The 18113-nt window shown below is 71.9% G+C and carries 17 protein-coding genes and 1 tRNA gene; 10 read left to right on the top strand and 8 right to left on the bottom strand.

Annotation, left to right across the window (positions count from 1 at the left end; translation table 11 throughout):
* Positions 1 to 15: 15 nt before the first annotated feature.
* Entirely contained in the window at positions 16 to 1209 is a 1194-nt protein-coding gene (nhaA, locus tag ABIC47_RS18080; RefSeq protein ID WP_354482737.1) for a Na+/H+ antiporter NhaA, read from the bottom strand.
* A 113-nt stretch (positions 1210 to 1322) separates the two neighbouring features.
* Here nhaA and ABIC47_RS18085 point away from each other — a divergent pair, with 113 nt between their 5' ends.
* Positions 1323 to 2030 carry a nucleoside triphosphate pyrophosphohydrolase gene (locus tag ABIC47_RS18085; RefSeq protein ID WP_354482740.1) on the top strand — a complete coding sequence of 236 codons (708 nt, stop codon included), beginning with the start codon at positions 1323 to 1325 and terminating at the stop codon, positions 2028 to 2030.
* Between the two features lie 14 nt (positions 2031 to 2044).
* Here ABIC47_RS18085 and ABIC47_RS18090 read toward each other — a convergent pair whose 3' ends face one another.
* Genes ABIC47_RS18090 through ABIC47_RS18110 form a run of 5 tightly spaced genes read right to left on the bottom strand, consistent with a single transcriptional unit; the run spans position 2045 to position 6617 of the window.
* On the bottom strand, positions 2045 to 2512 hold the full coding sequence (locus tag ABIC47_RS18090) for a heme-degrading domain-containing protein (protein WP_354482743.1): 468 nt from the start codon (positions 2510 to 2512) through the stop codon (positions 2045 to 2047).
* Positions 2513 to 2571: 59 nt separating this feature from the next.
* On the bottom strand, positions 2572 to 3387 hold the full coding sequence (locus ABIC47_RS18095; RefSeq protein WP_354482745.1) for an ABC transporter ATP-binding protein: 816 nt from the start codon (positions 3385 to 3387) through the stop codon (positions 2572 to 2574).
* A 1-nt stretch (position 3388) separates the two neighbouring features.
* A complete protein-coding gene (locus tag ABIC47_RS18100) occupies positions 3389 to 4486 on the bottom strand; it encodes a FecCD family ABC transporter permease (RefSeq protein ID WP_354482747.1) in 1098 nt (365 codons plus the stop codon).
* Positions 4483 to 5556, bottom strand: coding sequence for a FecCD family ABC transporter permease (locus tag ABIC47_RS18105; protein ID WP_018191595.1), 1074 nt, complete (start codon positions 5554 to 5556; stop codon positions 4483 to 4485). The genes ABIC47_RS18100 and ABIC47_RS18105 overlap by 4 nt, the downstream gene beginning before the upstream one ends.
* Positions 5557 to 5561: 5 nt before the next feature.
* A complete protein-coding gene (locus ABIC47_RS18110) occupies positions 5562 to 6617 on the bottom strand; it encodes an iron-siderophore ABC transporter substrate-binding protein (RefSeq protein ID WP_354482750.1) in 1056 nt (351 codons plus the stop codon).
* Between the two features lie 442 nt (positions 6618 to 7059).
* On the opposite strand from ABIC47_RS18110, the gene hisS reads away from it, so the two are divergent.
* The 8 genes from hisS (at position 7060) to ABIC47_RS18150 (ending at position 14694) form a co-directional block, all read left to right on the top strand.
* Positions 7060 to 8352 (top strand): histidine--tRNA ligase, encoded by a 1293-nt coding sequence (gene hisS / locus ABIC47_RS18115; RefSeq protein ID WP_354482752.1) that lies wholly within the window; start codon positions 7060 to 7062, stop codon positions 8350 to 8352.
* Between the two features lie 66 nt (positions 8353 to 8418).
* Positions 8419 to 9699, top strand: a complete 1281-nt coding sequence (gene eno / locus ABIC47_RS18120) for a phosphopyruvate hydratase (RefSeq protein WP_026307240.1) — start codon at positions 8419 to 8421, stop codon at positions 9697 to 9699.
* A 152-nt stretch (positions 9700 to 9851) separates the two neighbouring features.
* Positions 9852 to 10439, top strand: coding sequence for a hypothetical protein (locus ABIC47_RS18125; RefSeq protein WP_354482755.1), 588 nt, complete (start codon positions 9852 to 9854; stop codon positions 10437 to 10439).
* The gene (locus ABIC47_RS18130) at positions 10436 to 10681 is read left to right on the top strand and encodes a hypothetical protein (RefSeq protein ID WP_354482758.1); all 246 of its coding nucleotides are present in this window, start codon (positions 10436 to 10438) and stop codon (positions 10679 to 10681) included. The genes ABIC47_RS18125 and ABIC47_RS18130 overlap by 4 nt, the downstream gene beginning before the upstream one ends.
* A gap of 109 nt (positions 10682 to 10790) precedes the next feature.
* Positions 10791 to 11324 (top strand): FtsB family cell division protein, encoded by a 534-nt coding sequence (locus ABIC47_RS18135; protein WP_354482761.1) that lies wholly within the window; start codon positions 10791 to 10793, stop codon positions 11322 to 11324.
* 4 nt (positions 11325 to 11328) lie between these two features.
* Entirely contained in the window at positions 11329 to 11844 is a 516-nt protein-coding gene (locus tag ABIC47_RS18140; protein ID WP_018191588.1) for a DUF501 domain-containing protein, read from the top strand.
* A gap of 8 nt (positions 11845 to 11852) precedes the next feature.
* A complete protein-coding gene (locus ABIC47_RS18145; RefSeq protein ID WP_354482764.1) occupies positions 11853 to 13238 on the top strand; it encodes a S8 family serine peptidase in 1386 nt (461 codons plus the stop codon).
* A gap of 40 nt (positions 13239 to 13278) precedes the next feature.
* On the top strand, positions 13279 to 14694 hold the full coding sequence (locus ABIC47_RS18150) for an NAD(P)/FAD-dependent oxidoreductase (RefSeq protein ID WP_354482767.1): 1416 nt from the start codon (positions 13279 to 13281) through the stop codon (positions 14692 to 14694).
* Between the two features lie 168 nt (positions 14695 to 14862).
* Here ABIC47_RS18150 and ABIC47_RS18155 read toward each other — a convergent pair.
* Positions 14863 to 14936 (bottom strand) — tRNA-Leu (locus ABIC47_RS18155).
* A gap of 364 nt (positions 14937 to 15300) precedes the next feature.
* Here ABIC47_RS18155 and ABIC47_RS18160 point away from each other — a divergent pair.
* Complete coding sequence (locus ABIC47_RS18160; RefSeq protein WP_354482769.1) at positions 15301 to 15678, top strand: YchJ family protein; 378 nt, start codon at positions 15301 to 15303, stop codon at positions 15676 to 15678.
* A gap of 6 nt (positions 15679 to 15684) precedes the next feature.
* Here ABIC47_RS18160 and ABIC47_RS18165 read toward each other — a convergent pair whose 3' ends face one another.
* Positions 15685 to 17994 (bottom strand): Ig-like domain-containing protein, encoded by a 2310-nt coding sequence (locus ABIC47_RS18165; protein ID WP_354482772.1) that lies wholly within the window; start codon positions 17992 to 17994, stop codon positions 15685 to 15687.
* Between the last annotated feature and the right edge of the window lie 119 nt (positions 17995 to 18113).

Genomic DNA, 18113 nt, shown 5'->3' on the forward strand with positions numbered 1-18113 from the left:
ATGGATGCGGCGGGGTCAGGCAGACGGCTCCGCCTGCGACTCCGGCTCCGCCCGCTTACGCGGATCCGGGTGCGGGTGCTGGCGCCGGTTGCGCCGGGCCAGCGCGCTGACGAGGAACCCGGAGACGACGATCGCGACCGCCGACCCGAGCAGCACGGCCAGCGTGCCCTCCGCTCGGACCTCCTCCGACCCGGCGAACGCCAGCTCGTTCATGAGCAGGGAGACGGTGAAGCCGATCCCGCCGAGCGCGGCGACGGTGACGAGCCCGAAGAGCGAGATGCGCCCGCGTTCGGCACCGCGCTTCGTGAACGAGCCGAGCCATCCACCCAGGGTGATGCCGATGAGCTTGCCGACCGGCAGGGCGACCAGGATGCCCCAGAACGCCGGCGACAGCTGCGACGGCGACACGGCGGGGATGGGCACCAGAGCCGCCGAGAACGCGAACAGCGGCAGGATGAGCCCGTTCGACCACGGTTCGAGGGCGTGCGTGACCTTCCCGGCGGGCCGGCGCGCCATGACGAGCCCGAGGGCGACGCCCGCGATGGTCGCGTGCACGCCGGAGTCGTAGACCAGCCACCAGGTGAGCAGCGCGAGAAGCACCATGAGGACACCGAGCGGCCAGCGCATCCGCCCGCGCAGCATCCGGCTCAGCACCCCGAACACGGCGACCGTGACGGCGGCGAGCGCCAGCTCCAGCAGGTTCGGGTCGGTGGTGAAGAACACGGCGATGATGACGATCGCGATGAGGTCGTCGAGCACCGCGAGGGCCAGCAGGAAGACGCGCAGCCGGTTCGGCAGCCCACGGCCGAAGACGGCGAGTACGCCGAGCGCGAAGGCGATGTCGGTCGCGGTCGGGATGGGCCACCCCTGCGACACGCCGGTGCCCGCGGTCAGCGCCAGGTAGATCCCCGCAGGCACGACCACGCCGGCGACCGCCGCGATCGCCGGATGGATGGCCTTCTGCACACTGTTGAGCTCACCGACGACGAGCTCGTGCTTGAGCTCGACCGCGACGATGAAGAAGAAGACCGCGAGCAGGCCGTCGCTGATCCAATGGCCGACGCTCAGGTCGAGCGGCCCGGCGCCGAGGTGGGCGTGCTGCACGTCGAGCAACGCGGGGCCGACGGCCGTGTTGGCGAGGAGGAGGCCGAGCGCGGCCGCTCCGAGGAGGAGTCCGGCGGCGGTGCGCTCGGATCGGATGATGCTCATGCGGTCACCAATCATGCGGGGTCACGGAAACGACGCCGACCAGACTTCCCGGCACACCGCTCATGACTCTACCCGGTGGCAGGATGGATGAATCGTAGAGCGAGGAGGTCGGCATGGGCGAGGCAGTGGGTCAGGATGCGGGTCCGGTGGTCGTACCGGAGGCCGCGACGAAGCTCGACGAGCTGGTCGCCGTGATGGCCCGCCTGCGCGCTCCGGGCGGCTGCCCGTGGGATGCCGACCAGACCCACGAGTCGCTGGTGCAGTACCTGATCGAGGAGACCTACGAGCTCATCGACGCCATCGAGACCGGTGACCGCGACGAGCTGCTCGAGGAGCTGGGCGACGTGCTGTACCAGGTGCTCTTCCACGCCGATATCGCGGCGCACACGCCGGGGGAGGAATTCGACATCCAGGATGTCGCCGCGCACATGACCGCGAAGATGGTCGGCCGCCACCCGCACGTCTTCGGCGACCGGACCGCCGCCGACGCCCGCCGGGCCGAGACGGCGGACGACGTGGTCGGGTTCTGGGACGAGCTGAAGAAGCAGGAGAAGCCGGGCCGCACGAGCGTGCTCGACGGCATCCCCCAGGGCATGCCCTCGCTCGCGCTGGCCGACAAGCTGCTCGGCCGCGCGCAGAAGGTCGGTCTGCTCGACCTGCAGGAGTCGGGCGGCGTGCAGGTGGCCAGCGAGGATGAGCTCGGCCCGCTGCTGCTCGCGATCGTCGCGTCGGCCAAGGCGCAGGGGCTGGATGCGGAGCGCGCGCTGCGCTCGACCCTGCGCGACCTGCAGGACGAGATCCGCGAGCAGGAGGCCGTCTAGGCCCCGCCGCTATCTCACTCGCTGAGCGAAGCCAGGTATTCGCGGATGCCGTCGGTCACCAGCAGGTGGTCCTCCTCCGAGGTGAGGCCCGACGCGGTGACCGCTCCGACGACGCCGGTGCCCGCGACCCGGATCGGGAACGAGCCACCGGTGAGCGCGTAGTCTCGCGCATCGAGCCAGCCGAGACCCTCCACATCCACGTCGCCCAGGCGGAGAGCCACCAGGGCGCTGCTCGCCTCGAACCGGTGCACGACGGCCGCCTTCTTGCGGATCCAGTCCTGCTGATCGACCGTCGTTCCGGGCAGCATGGCGCGGAACAGGATGTGATCTCCGCGCCGGATGTCGACGGCCACACCGGCGTCGGCTGCGAGCGCGCGCTCGATGATGAGGCTCCCCAGGCGCCACGCTGCTGCGAGGTCGAACGACGGCAGGACGAGCTCCCGCTCCTGCTGCTCGAGAAACGGGATCGAGAGGTCGGTCATCGTGGTCCTTCGCTCGGGGCCGCCGCACGGCGCGTCACGCCGACACTAGCCGAGTGGGCCTACGCCGTGTGGTGCCGTCCGAGCGGCACGACGAGCGGCGTCCCGGTCACCGGGTCGTCGGCGATGACCGACTCGACGCCGAACACGTCGCGCACGAGCTCCGCCGTGACCACTGCGGCCGGGTCTCCCGCCGCCACGACCGACCCCGAGCGCATGGCGATGAGGTGTCCGGCATACCGCGCGGCCAGATTGAGGTCGTGCAGCACCATGACGACCGTCGTGCCACGGGCGGCGTTGAGGTCGAGCAGGAGATCGAGCACATCCAGCTGGTGGCTGAGGTCGAGGAAGGTCGTCGGCTCGTCCAGCAGGAGGATGTCGGTGCGCTGGGCGAGCGCCATCGCGATCCACACGCGCTGCCGCTGACCGCCGGAGAGCTCGTCCACTGGACGGTCGGCGAGGTCCGTGATCCCGGTCGCCGTCATGGCCTCGGCCACGGCTTCGTCGTCGTCGGCCGTCCAGCGCCGGAACCAGCCCTGGTGCGGGTACCGGCCGCGCGAGACCAGGTCCGCGACAGTGATGCCGTCGGGCGCGGTCGGCGTCTGGGGCAGCAGTCCGAGGCGCTGTGCCACCTGTTTGGTCGGCAGCGAGTGGATGTCGGAGCCGTCGAGCAGGACGCTGCCGGAGGCCGGCGGGAGCAGCCGCGACAGCCCGCGCAGCAGGGTCGACTTGCCGCAGGCGTTCGGCCCGACGATGGCGGTCACGCGGCCGGCCGGGATGTCGAGGTCGAGTCCGTCGACCACCACCCGTCCTTCGTAGGCGAGCGACAGATCGCGGGCGGCCAGCTCCGGCACGGCGGAAGGGGTCTCGTATGTCATGTCAGCCTCCACGGCCGATGCGGTTGGTCCTGGCGAGCAGCCAGAGCAGGTAGGGGGCGCCGACGATCCCGGTGACGACGCCGACCGGCAGCACGACGCCCGGGAGCGCGAACTGGGCGACGATGTCCGAGACGACGAGGATGAGCGCGCCGAGCAGCGCCGACGGGATGAGCGCGAGCGACCCGCGGCCCAGCAGCCGCCGGGCGATCGGCGCGGCGAGGAACGCGACGAAGGAGACCGGACCGGCGACGGCGACGGCGAGCGCCGCGAGCGCGACGGCCACCGCGACCACCAGGAGGCGTGTGCGCTCCGGCCGCACACCGAGCCCGGCGGCGAGGTCGTCGCCGAGGGACAGGGCTCCGAGCGGACGGCCGATCAGCAGCGCGCAGGGCACCAGCAGCACCGTCCCGATGCCGAGTACCAGCAGCGAGGTGGGGTCGACGGAGTTGAGGCTCCCGGTGATCCACACCAGCGCCTGCTGCACGTCGGAGAGGTCGGCGCGGGTGAGCACGTACGAGACGATGCCCGCGCAGAAGGCCGCGATCCCGATCCCGACCAGCACGAAGCGGTAGCCGCTGACACCGCGGCGCCAGGCCAGCAGGTAGATGGCCGCGGCGGCGACGAGCGTCCCAGCGAGCACGATGCCGGAGAGCGCGAGACCCGTGAGCCCGAACCAGATCAGGGCGACGGAGCCGGTCGCGCTCGCCGCCGCGGTGATGCCGATGATGTCGGGGCTCGCGAGCGGGTTGCGGGCGACCGACTGGATGAGCGCACCGGAGAGCCCGAGGCACGCGCCGACCAGGGCACCCGCGACCAGCCGCGGCAGCCGCAGCTCGAGGATGACGAACGACGTCAGCCGGTCGGCGCGGCCGACCAGTGCGGCCAGCACGTCCGCGGGCGAGACCGCCACAGCGCCGAGCGTCAGGGAGACGGCCGCGACGAAGAGGACGAGCACGGCGAGCACGATCGACACCCGGAGCGCGCGCGAACGGCCGTGGCGCCGGTCGGAGCGCACCGCATCCACTGTGCCGGCGGCCGACGTGCCCCCGTCCGACGTGCCCCCGGCCCGTGACGGCGGGGACACCGGTGCGGCGCTCACAGGCTGACCAGCCGTCGGCGCCGCACCAGCGCGATGAACACCGGCGCGCCCACGAACGCCAGCACGACGCCCACCTGCAGCTCGCCGGGAGGGGCGACGACGCGGCCGAGGATGTCGCACGCGAGCAGCAGCGTCGGTGCGGCGACCGCCGAGTACGCCAGGATCCAGCGGTAGTCCGCCCCGACCACGCGCCGGGCGATATGCGGGATGATCAGGCCGAGGAACGCGATGGGCCCGACCGCCGCGGTGGCCGAGCCGCAGAGCAGGACGATCGCCACCCCGCAGAGCACGCGCGTCACACCCACGCGCTGTCCGAGACCGCGGGCGACGTCGTCGCCGAGCGCGAGGCCGTTCAGCAGCCTCCCGAGCCCGAGCGCCAGGATCGCGCCGACGGTGAGCGTCGGGAGGATCTGCCACAGCACCCCGAACCCGCGGCCGGCGAGCGACCCCACCTGCCAGAAGCGCATGGCGTCGAGCGAGGCGCGGCTGGTCAGCTCCACCGCGGTGATCAGCGAGCCGAGGGCGGCGGAGACAGCCGCTCCCGCGAGCGCCAGCTTGACCGGCGTCGCCCCTTCGCGCCCGAGGGAGGAGACGGCGTAGACGAGCACGGAGGCGAGCGCCGCTCCGGCGAACGCGAACCACAGGTACCCCGTCGGCGCGGTGATCCCCAGGAACGCGATGGCGACGACCACGGCGAGCGACGCCCCGAAGTTGACACCGAGGATGCCTGGGTCGGCCAGCGGGTTGCGCGACAGCCCTTGCATGACCGTGCCGGCGAGCCCCAGGGCGAGCCCGGTGACCAGCCCCAGCAGAGTGCGGGGGAGGCGGCTGTCCACGACCACGAGGGAGTCCGGGTCGCTGCGCGAGTAGTGCAGCAGGGCGTGCACGACGTCGGCCGGGGCGATCGTGCGCGCGCCGACCATGAGGCTCAGCACCGAGACGACCACGAGCAGGACGGCCGCGACGGCGAAGCCCGCGAGCAGGCGGCGGCGCCGGGCGCGCGGGGATGACCCCGCGCGACCGGTACCCGCCCCGCCGGCGGCGGCGGGCGCGTCGACGCTCGCGGACATCCGCGCTACTTGACCTTGTCGGCGGCCTTGGCCAGCTGCGGCACGTAGCGGTCGAGCATCCACGGGATGCTGAGCACGCTGGGCGCGCTGGTCGCGGCGACGAACGACCGTCCGATGATGGGGGCGAAACGGCCCTCCTTGATCGTCGGCATCGCGGCGACGAGCGGGTCGGAGGTGAACGCATCCACCGCGGCCTGGTCTTCGAAGTACATCACCAGCAGGTCGGTGTCGATCTTGGACAGGTTCTCGTAGCTGAGCTGGTAGAAGAAGCTGCCGTCGCCTTTCGAGGAGTCGAGGGAGGCGATGCTCGGGGAGTTCTTGAGCCCCAGGTCGTTGAGCAGCTGCACGCGCGGGTCGTCGGCGCGGTAGACGTTGAGCTTGCCCGGCTCGTTGGCGGCGGCGTAGAAGAAGGTCTTGTCCTTGAGCACCGGGTACTTCGCGGCGAGCGCGGTCACCGAGTCCTCGGTCTTCGTGACGAGGGCGTCCGTCTCCTTCGTCATGCCGAGCGCCTTGCCGACGATCTCGGTCTGGTCGCGCCAGCTGGTGGACCACGGCTTCTCCGGGTAGGCGACGACCGGGGCGATCTTGCTGAGCGTGTCGTACTCCGCCTGCGTCAGCCCGGAGTACGGGGCGAGGATGACGTCCGGCTTGGCCGTCACGAAGTCCTCGAACGGCACCTCTCCGGTGTCGGCGGGGATGATCTTCGGCGTCTTCCCGCCGAGCTCCTTGATCCGGTCGGCGTCCCACGGCAGGATGCCGTCCGCGGTGCCGCCGTAGGCGAACGCCGGCATGGCGACCGGGACGATGCCGAGAGCCAGCACGATGTCCTGGGCACCCCATCCCCAGGTCGCGATGCGCTTCGGCTTCTCGTCGATCTTCGCCTCGCCGAGGGCGCTCTTCACCGTGACGGGGAAGGCGCCGGTGCCGCTGTCCGAGCTGCTCTGCGCGGCGGATCCGCCGGCGCTGCAGCCGGTGAGCGCGAGGGCGGCGGAGGCCACGATCGCGGTGGCGATCACAGCGAGACGCGACCGGCGACGGGTGGCGCGGGGGACAGGCAGCATGGTTCTCCTCGGGAGGGATGGGATGGGCGGCTGCCGACGACATGGTCGGCGCGATGTAAGGCAAGCCTAACCTAAGAGATCGCGGGCGACCAAGACCCGTCCATCGACCCGCGCGGTCGACCGGGGAGCGCACGCGACCGGCAAAGCGCAGGGATGGCCGGCAGCGCGTCCACCCGGTTCAGGTCGCCATTCGGGTGAGGCGGCGCCTCGCGGCGGCGCACTCCTGGTCTCGGCGGACGCGTTGTCGGCCCGTGTCTGGCAGCGAGCAAGCGCCGTGGTCGGACGGATGCGACTCATGCCAGGTCCTGTATTGAGGACGCCACCGAGCCTCGCACAAGGGCGGAGCCTCAGGGTGGCAACGCCTGGATTTTACGCCCGCGGGTGGATGCGCACCATACCCTCCGGCACCGGCCGCGGGCCGCCTTCATGGAAGAATCGACGCATGGCCTCACCGATCACCCCGCCCCGCGGCATGCGCGACTTCCTCCCCGCTGAGAAGGCCCGCCGCGAGCATGCGCTCGGGGTGATCCGCCGCAGCTTCGCCGCGCACGGGTTCGACGAGATCGAGACCCCGGTCGTCGAAGACATCGAGCGCCTGCACTCGGGACTCGGCGGTGACAACGAGAAGCTGTCGTTCAGCATCCTGAAACGCGGGCTCGACGGCGACGACCTCACCGCCGCCATCGACTCGGGCGACCTGCTGAGCCTCGCCGACCTCGGGCTCCGGTTCGATCTGACGGTTCCGCTCGCCCGCTTCTACGCCACCCACCGGGCCGAGCTCCCTCCGGTGTTCCGCAGCATCCAGATCGCGCCGGTGTGGCGGGCCGAGCGTCCGCAGAAGGGCCGCTACCGCCAGTTCGTGCAGTGCGACATCGACATCATCGGCGAGGCGACCCAGCTGGCCGAGGTTGAGCTGATCACCGCGACCGCTGCGGCGCTCGAAGCGCTGGGCCTCAGCGACTGCACGATCCGCATCAACGATCGGCGCATCCTGAACGGGCTGCTCGAGTACTGCGGCTTCGACGAGACGCGGTGGCCGCAGGTGCTCATCTCCATCGACAAGCTGGACAAGATCGGCGCGGAGGGCGTGGTGGCCGAGCTCGCCGAGGGCGGTGCGGACTCCGCGGCCGTGCTCGGCGGCATCCTCGCCGACCTGGAGCCGCACCTGGGCGACGGCGGCGTCGCGCTCACCGTCGAGGCGATCACCGGCATCCTCCCCGAGGGGATGGACACCGACGCCGTCGCCGACCTGGAGGCGCTCGCGCACGCGCTCGACACGCTTCCGCCCGGCGTCGCCCTGCGGTTCGACCCGACGCTCGTGCGCGGTATGGGCTACTACACCGGCACCATCTTCGAGATCGCGCACCCCGGCTCCGGCAGCTCGGTCGGCGGCGGTGGGCGCTACGACGGGATGATCGGCCGCTTCCTCGGCACCGACGTGCCCGCCGCGGGCTTCTCCATCGGCTTCGAGCGGGTCGTCGATCTCATCGAGCTGCCCGAGGACGCCTCCGCGGAATCCGTCGTGCTCGTCTACGATCCCGCCGTGCCGCTCGACCGCCTCGTCGCGATCAAGTCGGAGCTGATCGCGCGCGGGCAGCGTGTCCGCCTCGACCGGCGGGCGAAGAACCTCAAGGCCGTGCTCGACCGTGCGGCCTCCGCCGGCTTCCGCTCGTTCGCGTTCGTCAACGCGGACACGGCGGATGCGGCTGCCCTCGAGGTCAAGCCGCTGAACTGAGCGGCTCACCTCGCATCACTAGACTGACGTCGTAAAACCCACGAAAAACCACGCAAGGAGACAGTTGTGGCTGCAATCGAAGCTGTAGGCGCTCGCGAGATCTTGGACTCGCGCGGCAACCCGACCGTCGAGGTCGAGGTGCTCCTCGAGGACGGCACGGTCAGCCGTGCCGCCGTCCCGTCCGGCGCGTCCACCGGGGCGTTCGAGGCCTACGAGCTGCGAGACGGCGACAAGGAGCGCTACCAGGGCAAGGGCGTGCTCAAGGCCGTGGATGCGGTGCTCGACGAGCTGGGACCTGCGATCGAGGGCTTCGAGGCCTCCGAGCAGCGCCTGGTCGACGAGGCCCTCATCGACCTCGACGGCACCGACAACAAGAAGCGCGTCGGAGCCAACGCCATCCTGGGTGTCAGCCTCGCCGTCGCCAAGGCCGCGGCCGACTCGGCCGACCTGCCGCTGTTCCGCTACGTCGGCGGACCGAACGCCCATGTCCTGCCCGTCCCGATGATGAACATCATCAACGGCGGCGCGCACGCGGACACCGGCGTCGACATCCAGGAGTTCATGGTCCTCCCGCTCGGCGCGGAGACCTACTCCGAGGGCCTCCGCTGGGGCGTCGAGACCTACCACTCGCTCAAGGCTCTGCTGAAGTCGAAGGGCCTCAACACCGGTCTCGGCGACGAGGGCGGCTTCGCCCCGGAGCTCGAGCACAACCGCGCGGCGCTCGACCTGATCTCCGAGGCCATCGAGAAGGCCGGCTTCACCGTCGGCCGCGACATCGCCCTCGGCCTCGACGTCGCCTCCACCGAGTTCTTCGAGAACGGCGTGTACCGCTTCGAGGGTCAGGAGCGCACCGCCGCCGAGATGAGCGCCTACTACCAGGAGCTCGCGGCGAACTACCCGCTCGTCTCCATCGAGGACCCGCTGGCTGAGGACGACTGGGAGGGCTGGGCGCACCTCACCGCCGAGCTCGGCACCAAGCTGCAGCTCGTCGGCGACGACCTGTTCGTCACCAACCCGAAGCGCCTCGCCGAGGGCATCACCAAGCACGCGGCCAACAGCATCCTCGTCAAGGTCAACCAGATCGGCACCCTGACCGAGACGCTCGACGCCGTTTCGCTCGCCCAGCGCAGCGGCATGACCGCCGTGCTCTCGCACCGCTCCGGCGAGACCGAGGACACCACGATCGCCGACCTCGCCGTCGCCACCAACGCCGGCCAGATCAAGACCGGCGCCCCGGCCCGCTCCGAGCGCGTCGCGAAGTACAACCAGCTGCTCCGCATCGAGGAGGAGCTGGGCGACGCCGCCGTCTACGCCGGCCGCAGCGCCTTCCCGCGCTTCACCGCGTAACCGCACCCACCGCGCGGCCCCCGGGGTTCCCCGGGGGCCGTCCGCGTCTCCGGCCGCGTGAGGTGCACGTAGTTGCGCCTCCGCACGGCGCGTCGCGCGCAACTACGTGCACCTCGAGGCCGTGGGAGGGTGCCCGACGGTAGGGTGCTGGGGTGCGGATCGACGAGGACGGGGACGCGGGGGAGGTCAAGGCGCCCGTGGGGGCGCCCCTCCACTGGTACGAGGCCGTCCTCCCCGCCGCGCTTTTGGCGCTGGGCGCTGTCGCGGCGGTGCTCTTCCTGGTGCCGCGCGCGACGCCCGGTTACGCGGTGTACCTTCTCGTCGCATCGCTGGTCGCCCTCGCCGCCGCAGTGACCCTGGGTGTCTGCGGGTGGTGCGCTTATGCGACGCTCGAGCCTCTGTGGGTCCGCAGGTATCGGTTGGCTGCGGATGCCGCCCTGGTGGCCCTGGGGCTGCTCGTGCTCCTTGCCCCCTTCTCGATCTTCTTCTTCGCATTCGCGGGATACCGCGCGGGCGCGCTTGACTTTCCGTTCGTCGCCCGCGTCGCCCTGCGAGCGTCGCCCGCCCAGTGGCACCGCCGCGCGATCTGGTGCGGTGCCTCCGCGGTCGTGCTCACGGTCGCCAGGCCGCTCGCGCAGGCTCTCGGGTCGCCGCTCCTGTTCGTACCCGTGCTCGTCGCCGGCGCGGGTCTCGCTCTGGCGGCCGGCTTCGCGTACCGCCTGGGCCGGAGCGCCGCATGACCACGGAGTCGGAGGTCGTCCCGCTCGTCCTCTTCCTCGCGCTCGCGGCGCTGTTCGCCCTCCTCGGGCTGTTCCTCCTGCTGCGTCCTGACCGGAGCGCCGAGTTCTTCGCCGACGAGGATGCGCACCGCCGCTTCCGGGCACGCGACGCGCGGGCGCTCGGCCTGGTCTTCCTCGTCGGCGGCGGGGCGCTGGTCGCGCTCGGCGCTGTGCGTCTCGTGGGCATCCTGACCGCCGGCTGAGCGCATCCCGACACCCCGTGCCGCCACGGGTCGAAGGGACGCCATCGCCTACGATGGGAGGGGGCCGCCCGGTCCCGATCCGCCACCAGCATCCCGAACCGGAGGGCCCATGCCGAAGCCGCGCACGCAACGCGTCCCGGTGCGCATGTCACGCCCGACCGGTACCGGCCGGTGGCTGCGCCAGCTGCACTTCTCGGCGTTCTCGCTCGTGATGATGGGCGTCCTCGTGCTCGCGGTGCTCATCCTGGCGCCGACCGTCCAGGCGTTCCTGTCGCAGCGGCAGCAGATCGCCGACCAGCAGCACGCGGTCGACCAGCTCGCCGCTCAGGTCGACACCCTGAAGGACCAGCGCGCTCGCTGGAACGACCCCAGCTACCTGCGCGCCCAGGCCCGCGACCGGCTGTACTACGTCATGCCCGGCGAGGTCAGCTACCTCGTCATCGACGACCGTCCGCCGGCGGCGAAGCAGGATACGACCCCCGTCAGCTCCAAGCTGGTGAAGACGCAGACCGACTGGGTCGGCTCGCTGTTCGCCTCCTTCATGGGCGCCGGACTGACGCAGGCGACCCCGCAGCAGCTGAGCGGAACCCCGGCTCCCGACCCGACGGCTCCCGCCACCGGGTCGCCCACCCCGAAGAAGTAACGCCATGACCAGACCCCCGTTCGACCCCGTGACCGACGAGGACATCGCCGTCGTCTCCGAGCAGCTGGGCCGTCCCGCCCGCAACGTCGTCGGCATCGCCGCGCGCTGCGTGTGCGGCCGCCCGACGGTGGTCTCCACGGCGCCCCGCCTGGACGACGGGACGCCGTTCCCGACGTTCTACTATCTGACGCATCCCGCCGCGACCGCGGCCATGTCGGCGCTCGAGGCGACCCAGGTCATGGCCGAGTACAACGACCTCCTCGCGGAGGCCGACGACGTCGCGACCGCCTACCGCGCGGCGCACGAGCAGTATTTGGCCGACCGCGAGTCCATCGCCGTGGTGGAGGAGATCGCCGGCATCTCGGCGGGCGGCATGCCCTCCCGCGTGAAGTGCCTGCACGCCCTCGCCGCACACGCCCTCGCCGCCGGCCCGGGAGTCAACCCGATCGGCGACCTGGCGCTCGCCCGCGGCGACTGGTCGCCCGCGGTGTGCGAGTGCCGCATCGACGTCGCCGGCTAGGACGCCTGGTGGGGGACCGGATGCGGCGGTCGGCCGCACGTGAGCCCCGAGTCGCCGCAGGCGGCCCGGCGGCTTCGGTCCGCCCGCGCGGCGCTCGCACCCGGACGGCCCGCACCCACCCGGCCCGCGGCCTCGCCTCCATCGCCGCGGCCGCGCTCGCCATCGCATCCACCCTCGTCCCCGCCACGGCCGCCCGCGCCGACCAGGTGCGCGACCTCGAGTACTGGCTGAACGACTACGGCTTCGCCCAGGCCTGGAACACGACACGTGGCGCTGGAGTGAAGGTCGCCGTCATCGACACCGGCGTCGACGGCTCCGTGCCCGACCTCGCCGGCGCGGTCGTCGGCGGGACGGACGTCTCCGGGGTCGGCGCTGCTTCCGGCCAGAAACCGCTCGGCGACGCGGAGAGCGCCAACCACGGCACCTGGGTCGCCTCCCTGCTGGCCGGCCGGGGGACCGGGCCGGACAGCGGCGTGCTGGGCGCGGCGCCGGACGCCACCATCCTCAGTGCGTCCGTCGCTTTGGGCAAGGCGATGGGACCGGTCGGCAGCGACGAGCAGATCGCCGAGGCCGTCCGCTGGGCGGTGGACAACGGCGCGTCGGTGATCAACATGTCGCTGACCCGCAACACGCTCGACTGGCCGACCAGCTGGGATGAGGCGTTCCAGTACGCCTTCTCGCACGACGTGGTCATCGTGGCCGCCGCGGGCAACCGGGGGAGCGGCACCAGCGAGGTCGGGGCGCCGGCGACCATCCCGGGCGTACTCACCGTCGCCGGGGTCGACCGGGCGGGCAAGGCCAGCTTCGACGCGTCTGCCCAGGGCATCACGATCGGCGTCTCGGCGCCGAGCGAGCAGCTCGTCGGCGCGAACCCGGGAGGAGGATACGTGCAGTGGGCGGGCACCAGCGGCGCCGCGCCGCTCGTGTCGGGGGCCGTCGCGCTCGTGCGCGCCGCGCATCCCGAGCTGAAGGCCCCGGATGTGATCGAGCGGATCATTCGCACAGCGAAACCCGCGGGCGGCACCGTGCCGAGCCCGATCTACGGCTACGGACTGCTGGATGCGGCGGCCGCGGTCACGGCCTCCGTCCCGCATGTCACCGCGAATCCGATGGGCGATCTCGGCGATTGGATCCGCATCCACCGACGGGCGGAATCGCCCTCGACGGCCGCGCCGTCGACCCCCGCTCCGGGCGGCGATCCGCAGGCCGCGCCCGTCCCGGCGAAACTGAACCCCGAGCGCGCGCTACCATGGAATCGGTTCTTCTGGCCGCAATGGAGCGTCCTCACCGCATTCTGGCTGCCGTTCGGTCTGATTGCCGGCTTTCTCGCTCTCGTCGCCCTCGGCGGCGTCGGCGTCTGGTCGCATTTCAGGCGGATGCGCAGCAAGGAGTAATGTAAGGCCCAAACTTATCGGTTAGAGGAGACGCTTCACTGTGCCCAAAATCCTGATCGTCGGCGGCGGATACGCCGGCTTCTACACCGCGTGGAAGCTCGAGAAACAGCTCCGCCCGGGCGAGGCCGAGGTCACCATGGTCGACCCGCTGCCGTACATGACGTACCAGCCGTTCCTCCCGGAGGTCGCCGCGGGTTCGATCGAGCCGCGTCACGCGGTCGTCGCGCACCGCCGACACCTCAAGACCACGAACATCATCACGGCGAAGGTCACCTACGTCGACCACGCACGCAAGGTGGCGACCATCCAGCCGCCCGTCGGCGAGGCGTACGAGTTCGAGTACGACATCGTCGTGGTCACGGCGGGTGCCGTCTCGCGCACGTTCCCGATCCCGGGTGTCGCGGACCAGGCGGTCGGCCTCAAGAACATCGAGGAGGCCGTGTACATCCGCGACCAGCTCCTCACCAACTTCGACAAGGCCGCCGGGATGCCGGCCGGCCCGGAGCGCGACCGCCTCCTCACCGTGGTGGTCGTCGGCGGTGGTTTCGCCGGCATCGAGATCTTCGCCGAGCTGCGCTCCTTCGCCAGCACGCTGCTGAAGCGCTACCCGGAGCTGTCGTTCGAGGACACGCACTTCCACCTGATCGAGGCCATGGGCCGGATCATGCCGGAGGTGTCGCTCAAGACCAGCCACTGGGTGATCAAGAACCTCGCGGAGCGCGGGGCGCAGATCCACCTGGAGACGCAGCTCGCCAGCGCGGTGGACGGCGTCATCCAGCTGTCGACCGGCGAGAGCTTCGAGACCGACCTCATCGTCTGGACCGCCGGTGTCATGGCGAACCCGACGATCGTGCGTCACACCGACCTCCCGATCGAGGAGCGCGGCCGCCTCCGCGTCCGTGCCGACCTCCGCGTGGGCACCGACGAGGAGATCGTCGAGGACGCCTGGGGCGCCGGCGATGTCTCGGCCGTCCCCGACCTGACCGGTGCGGGCGTCGGCGGCTACTGCGTGCCGAACGCCCAGCACGCGGTGCGCCAGGGCAAGCTGCTCGCGAAGAACATCGTGGCGTCGCTGCGCGGTGAGCTGCCGCGCCAGTACTACCACAAGAGCCTCGGTGCGGTCGCGGGTCTCGGCGTGGGCGTCGGCGTGCTCCAGTCCGGCAAGATCGCCATGAAGGGCGTCATCGGCTGGCTCGCGCACCGCGGCTACCACGGCCTGGCCATGCCGTCGTGGGAGCGCAAGTGGCGCGTCATCTGGGGCTGGTGGAACAACTTCTGGCTCGGACGCGACATCGTCTCCCTCGAAGCCGTGCAGCACCCGCGCGCCGGTTTCGAGGAGTTCGCCGCCCGCCCGAAGCCGGCCGTCGAGGCCGCTCCGGAGGAGCCGGCGAAGAAGGCTCCGGCCCGCAAGAAGCCCGCTGCCGAGAAGCAGCCGGCGGAGGTCACCGCGAAGTAGTTCGCGGAGCGAACACGGCACGAAGGCCCGGTCCCCTCAGGGGACCGGGCCTTCGGCGTGAAAAGGGAGGTCTTTCGCAACGACGCGCCGGACTGCGGCCGAAAACGGAGGCGAATCGGGATGAGCGGCTCGCGGAGCACCTCCGTTTCGTGGGCCCCAGCGGCGAAGTACCCCCAGTGGGACTCGAACCCACACTCGGGCGAGTTTAAGTCGCCTGCCTCTACCGATTGGGCTATGGGGGCCGGTGGTGCAGCGGGCCGACGGGCGGCGCGGACGGCCGCCGGTCGCGGTCTAGCGGTCGCGGTAGGGCGACTTGACCATCTGGACGATCGCGGCTGCGGCGATCCCGCCGCCGACGATCACGACGAGCCAGATGAATCCGATGAGCAGACCTTCCATGCGGTCAACGCTACACCGTCGCCGCCGCCCGCCGCGTCTGCGAACTCCTTCAGCCGTTCCGGAGTCCTTCTCCAAGGTTCTGCGGCACACTCGTCGCAGACACCCTTTCTGGTGAGGTGTCCTCGGTCCGGCCGGTGCCCGGGATCCCCCGACGCGGGCTCCGGCCGGGCCTCCACCCCGCTCAGCGCGGCCGGTTAGGCTCGATGCGTGACCACCCGGTGCCCCTGCCTGAGCGGCGAGACGTACGACGCCTGCTGCGGTCCGCTGCACCGCGGCGAGCCGGCCCCGACCGCGGAGCGGCTGATGCGGTCCCGATTCAGCGCCTTCGCTCTCGGCGACGCCGCGTACCTGCTCCGCAGCTGGCATCCGTCCACGCGACCCGACGAGCTGGAGCTCGACCGCGGGCTCCGCTGGTACCGCCTCGACATCGAGCGCACCGAGCGCGGAGGTCCGTTCGACCGGGACGGCGTGGTCGAGTTCGTCGCGTACTACAAGGGCAGCGAGCGGGGGAGCCTGCACGAGGTCTCGCGGTTCGCGCGCGAGGGGCGTGACTGGTTCTACGTGGATGCGCTCAGCGCATCCTGACGCCGGCTACGGCACCGTGCGGTCGAGGGCCGGCGCGACGTAGCGCTCCCACAGCCACACCGCGACGCTGGCCGCCGCGAAGCCGGCCGCGACGCCGACGATGACGATCACGCCGACACCCCGTTCGACGAGGGAGGCCACCGGCAGGAGCAGCGCGAACAGCACGGTGTACACGACGAGGCTCAGTCCGCCCCAGAGCCAGCGCGACCACTGGGCGACGGCACGGCCCGCGAGCCCGCCGAGGGGGAGCAGCATGACGGAGGCCGAGCCGATGCCGATCAGGGCGAGCGCGTTGACGAGTTCGACCAGGAACGCCGTGAACGCCCCCGTGGGCGTGGGGAGCAGCCCCACCGCGAGCCAGGCGAGCACGCCCAGGGCCGCGACGGCCGAGATCTGCACGGCCGCGATCCGGCCGCGGCGCGCGCGGCCGGCGTGCGGCGCCATCGAGAGCCCCAGCACGAGGGCGAACAGCAGAGCGGGCGAGAGTCCGAGCAGGCGGGAGCCGAACGCCGCGACCGCGGCCACCACGAGCAGTTCCGGCCGCACAGTGATCCGCGGCACGGGGAGGCCGAAATGCGGCGCCAGGGCGCGACCGGCGAGCACCCAGACCGCGTTGACGGCGGCGACGGCGATCCCGATCGCGAGCAGCACCCGCAGATACGCTCCCGGGTCGGAGAGCGGAGTCGAGAGGGTCACCAGCACCGCCGCGGCGATCCCCACTACGGGCACGAGCCAGCGTGGCTGAGCCCGCACGGACGGCGACGAGGGCACGGCGTCGCCGTTGTGACCCGTCCGAGCGCGTTCCGATCGCGCCGCCGCCCCGAACAGCGCCGAGGCCTCCGCGACGTCGGAACGCGGCCGGTTGCGCCCGAACACAGACACGCGGCGGCGCTCCCGATCCGCCCGGGCGGCGCGCCCGCGGGCGAGCGCCGCGGTCAGCAGCCGCGCCGGCAGGACCAGCAGGAGAAGTGCGGCGACGGCGAGACCGACCGAGCGCATCCACCCGGGCAGGGAGGCCGCCGTCACGACCGGTGCGGAGGCGTTGGAGAACGGCGTCGCGATCCACCCGCGGGTGTCCGGATGGAGCGGTCCCGCACCCGTCCCGCCACCGGCCGCGGGCGGCACCGGCACCGCGGGGGTCGGCGTCGGGGTCGGCGTACGCGTCGGCGACGGTGTGGACGGCGTGGTGGCCGCCGTGACGCCGAGGGTGACAGCGTTGCTCCCAGCGCTCACGTTCCCCGCGGCATCCCGCTGCAGGGCGGAGAGCGTGTACGCGCCCTCGGGGAGGGCGCCCTGGCACGACCACGCGCCGGCGGCGACGTCCGCGGTGCAGACCACGGTCGTGCCCTGGGCGGTGGTCGCGTAGAGGGTCACGTGCGCGCCGGTCTCGCCCGTGCCGCCGAACACGACTGCCGTGCCGGCGAGCACAGAGGTGCCGCTGGGCGGGGAGGTGATGCCCGGGGCAGCGGGAGCCGTGCGGTCCACATCGATCGTGACCCGCCCGCTGGCCGCCGACGACTGTGACGAGAACGGAGCCGTCTGCGTCGCCGTCACGGTGTGGCGTCCGTCGGGCAGCGAACCGCTGAGCACGCACGCCCAGCCGCCGTTCGCGTCGACGGGGAAGGTGCAGCTCGCGCCGGTGTCGGCGGTGACCGTGACGCTCGCGCCGGGGTAGGCCGTCCCGCGCACACTGCCGCCGGTCGAGACGACGCCTGTTCCGGCGATCACGGGCGGGTGCAGCACATCCACCCGGGCGCTGTCGGACCCGCTGAGGGTGGACTCGGCGCGGACGGAGACGCCGGGACCATCGGGCAGCGAGGCGAGGGTGCAGCGCCAGTCGCCGTCGTCATCCACCGTGGCGGTGCAGCTCTGCGCGCTTCCGGGGGAGGAGCCGGCCGAGACGGAGATCGTGTCGGTCGGCGTCGCGGTGCCCGAGACGGCCAGCGGGAAGCTGCGAACCAGATCGGGGAGGCGGTCGATGCTCACCGGGCTCGGCGTCGGCGTCGGGGTCGGGGTGTCGGACGGTGACGAGGTGTCCGTCGGCGAGACGGCCGACGGCGTCGGAACGGCCGCCGGGCGCGCAGCAGCGGACGCCGGCGATGAGCCGGAGCCGGAAGAGAAGGAGGCTGCAGCGGACGAGGCTGCGGAGGAGTGGACTGCGGTGGAGCCGGATGCTGCGGTGGAACCGGATGCTGCGAATGCGGACGTCGATGCGCCGGGTGGGGGCGGCGACGCGGTCGCGGGGGGAGCGGCGCCGATCAGGCCGGCCGCGCTGAGCAGGAGGACGGCGAGCGCTGCGACGGCAGCGACGGACACCAGTCGGCGCGACCCCCGTGGCCGGACTGGTGGTGACACGTCGCTCGTAAATCCCCGCATTCCACCCCATTCCAGGGGGTACGGGTGGCCGGTGTCAAACGAATCGCCCGGATTTGCGG

Source organism: Leifsonia sp. 563, assembly GCF_040545055.1.
Taxonomy (GTDB): domain Bacteria; phylum Actinomycetota; class Actinomycetes; order Actinomycetales; family Microbacteriaceae; genus Leifsonia.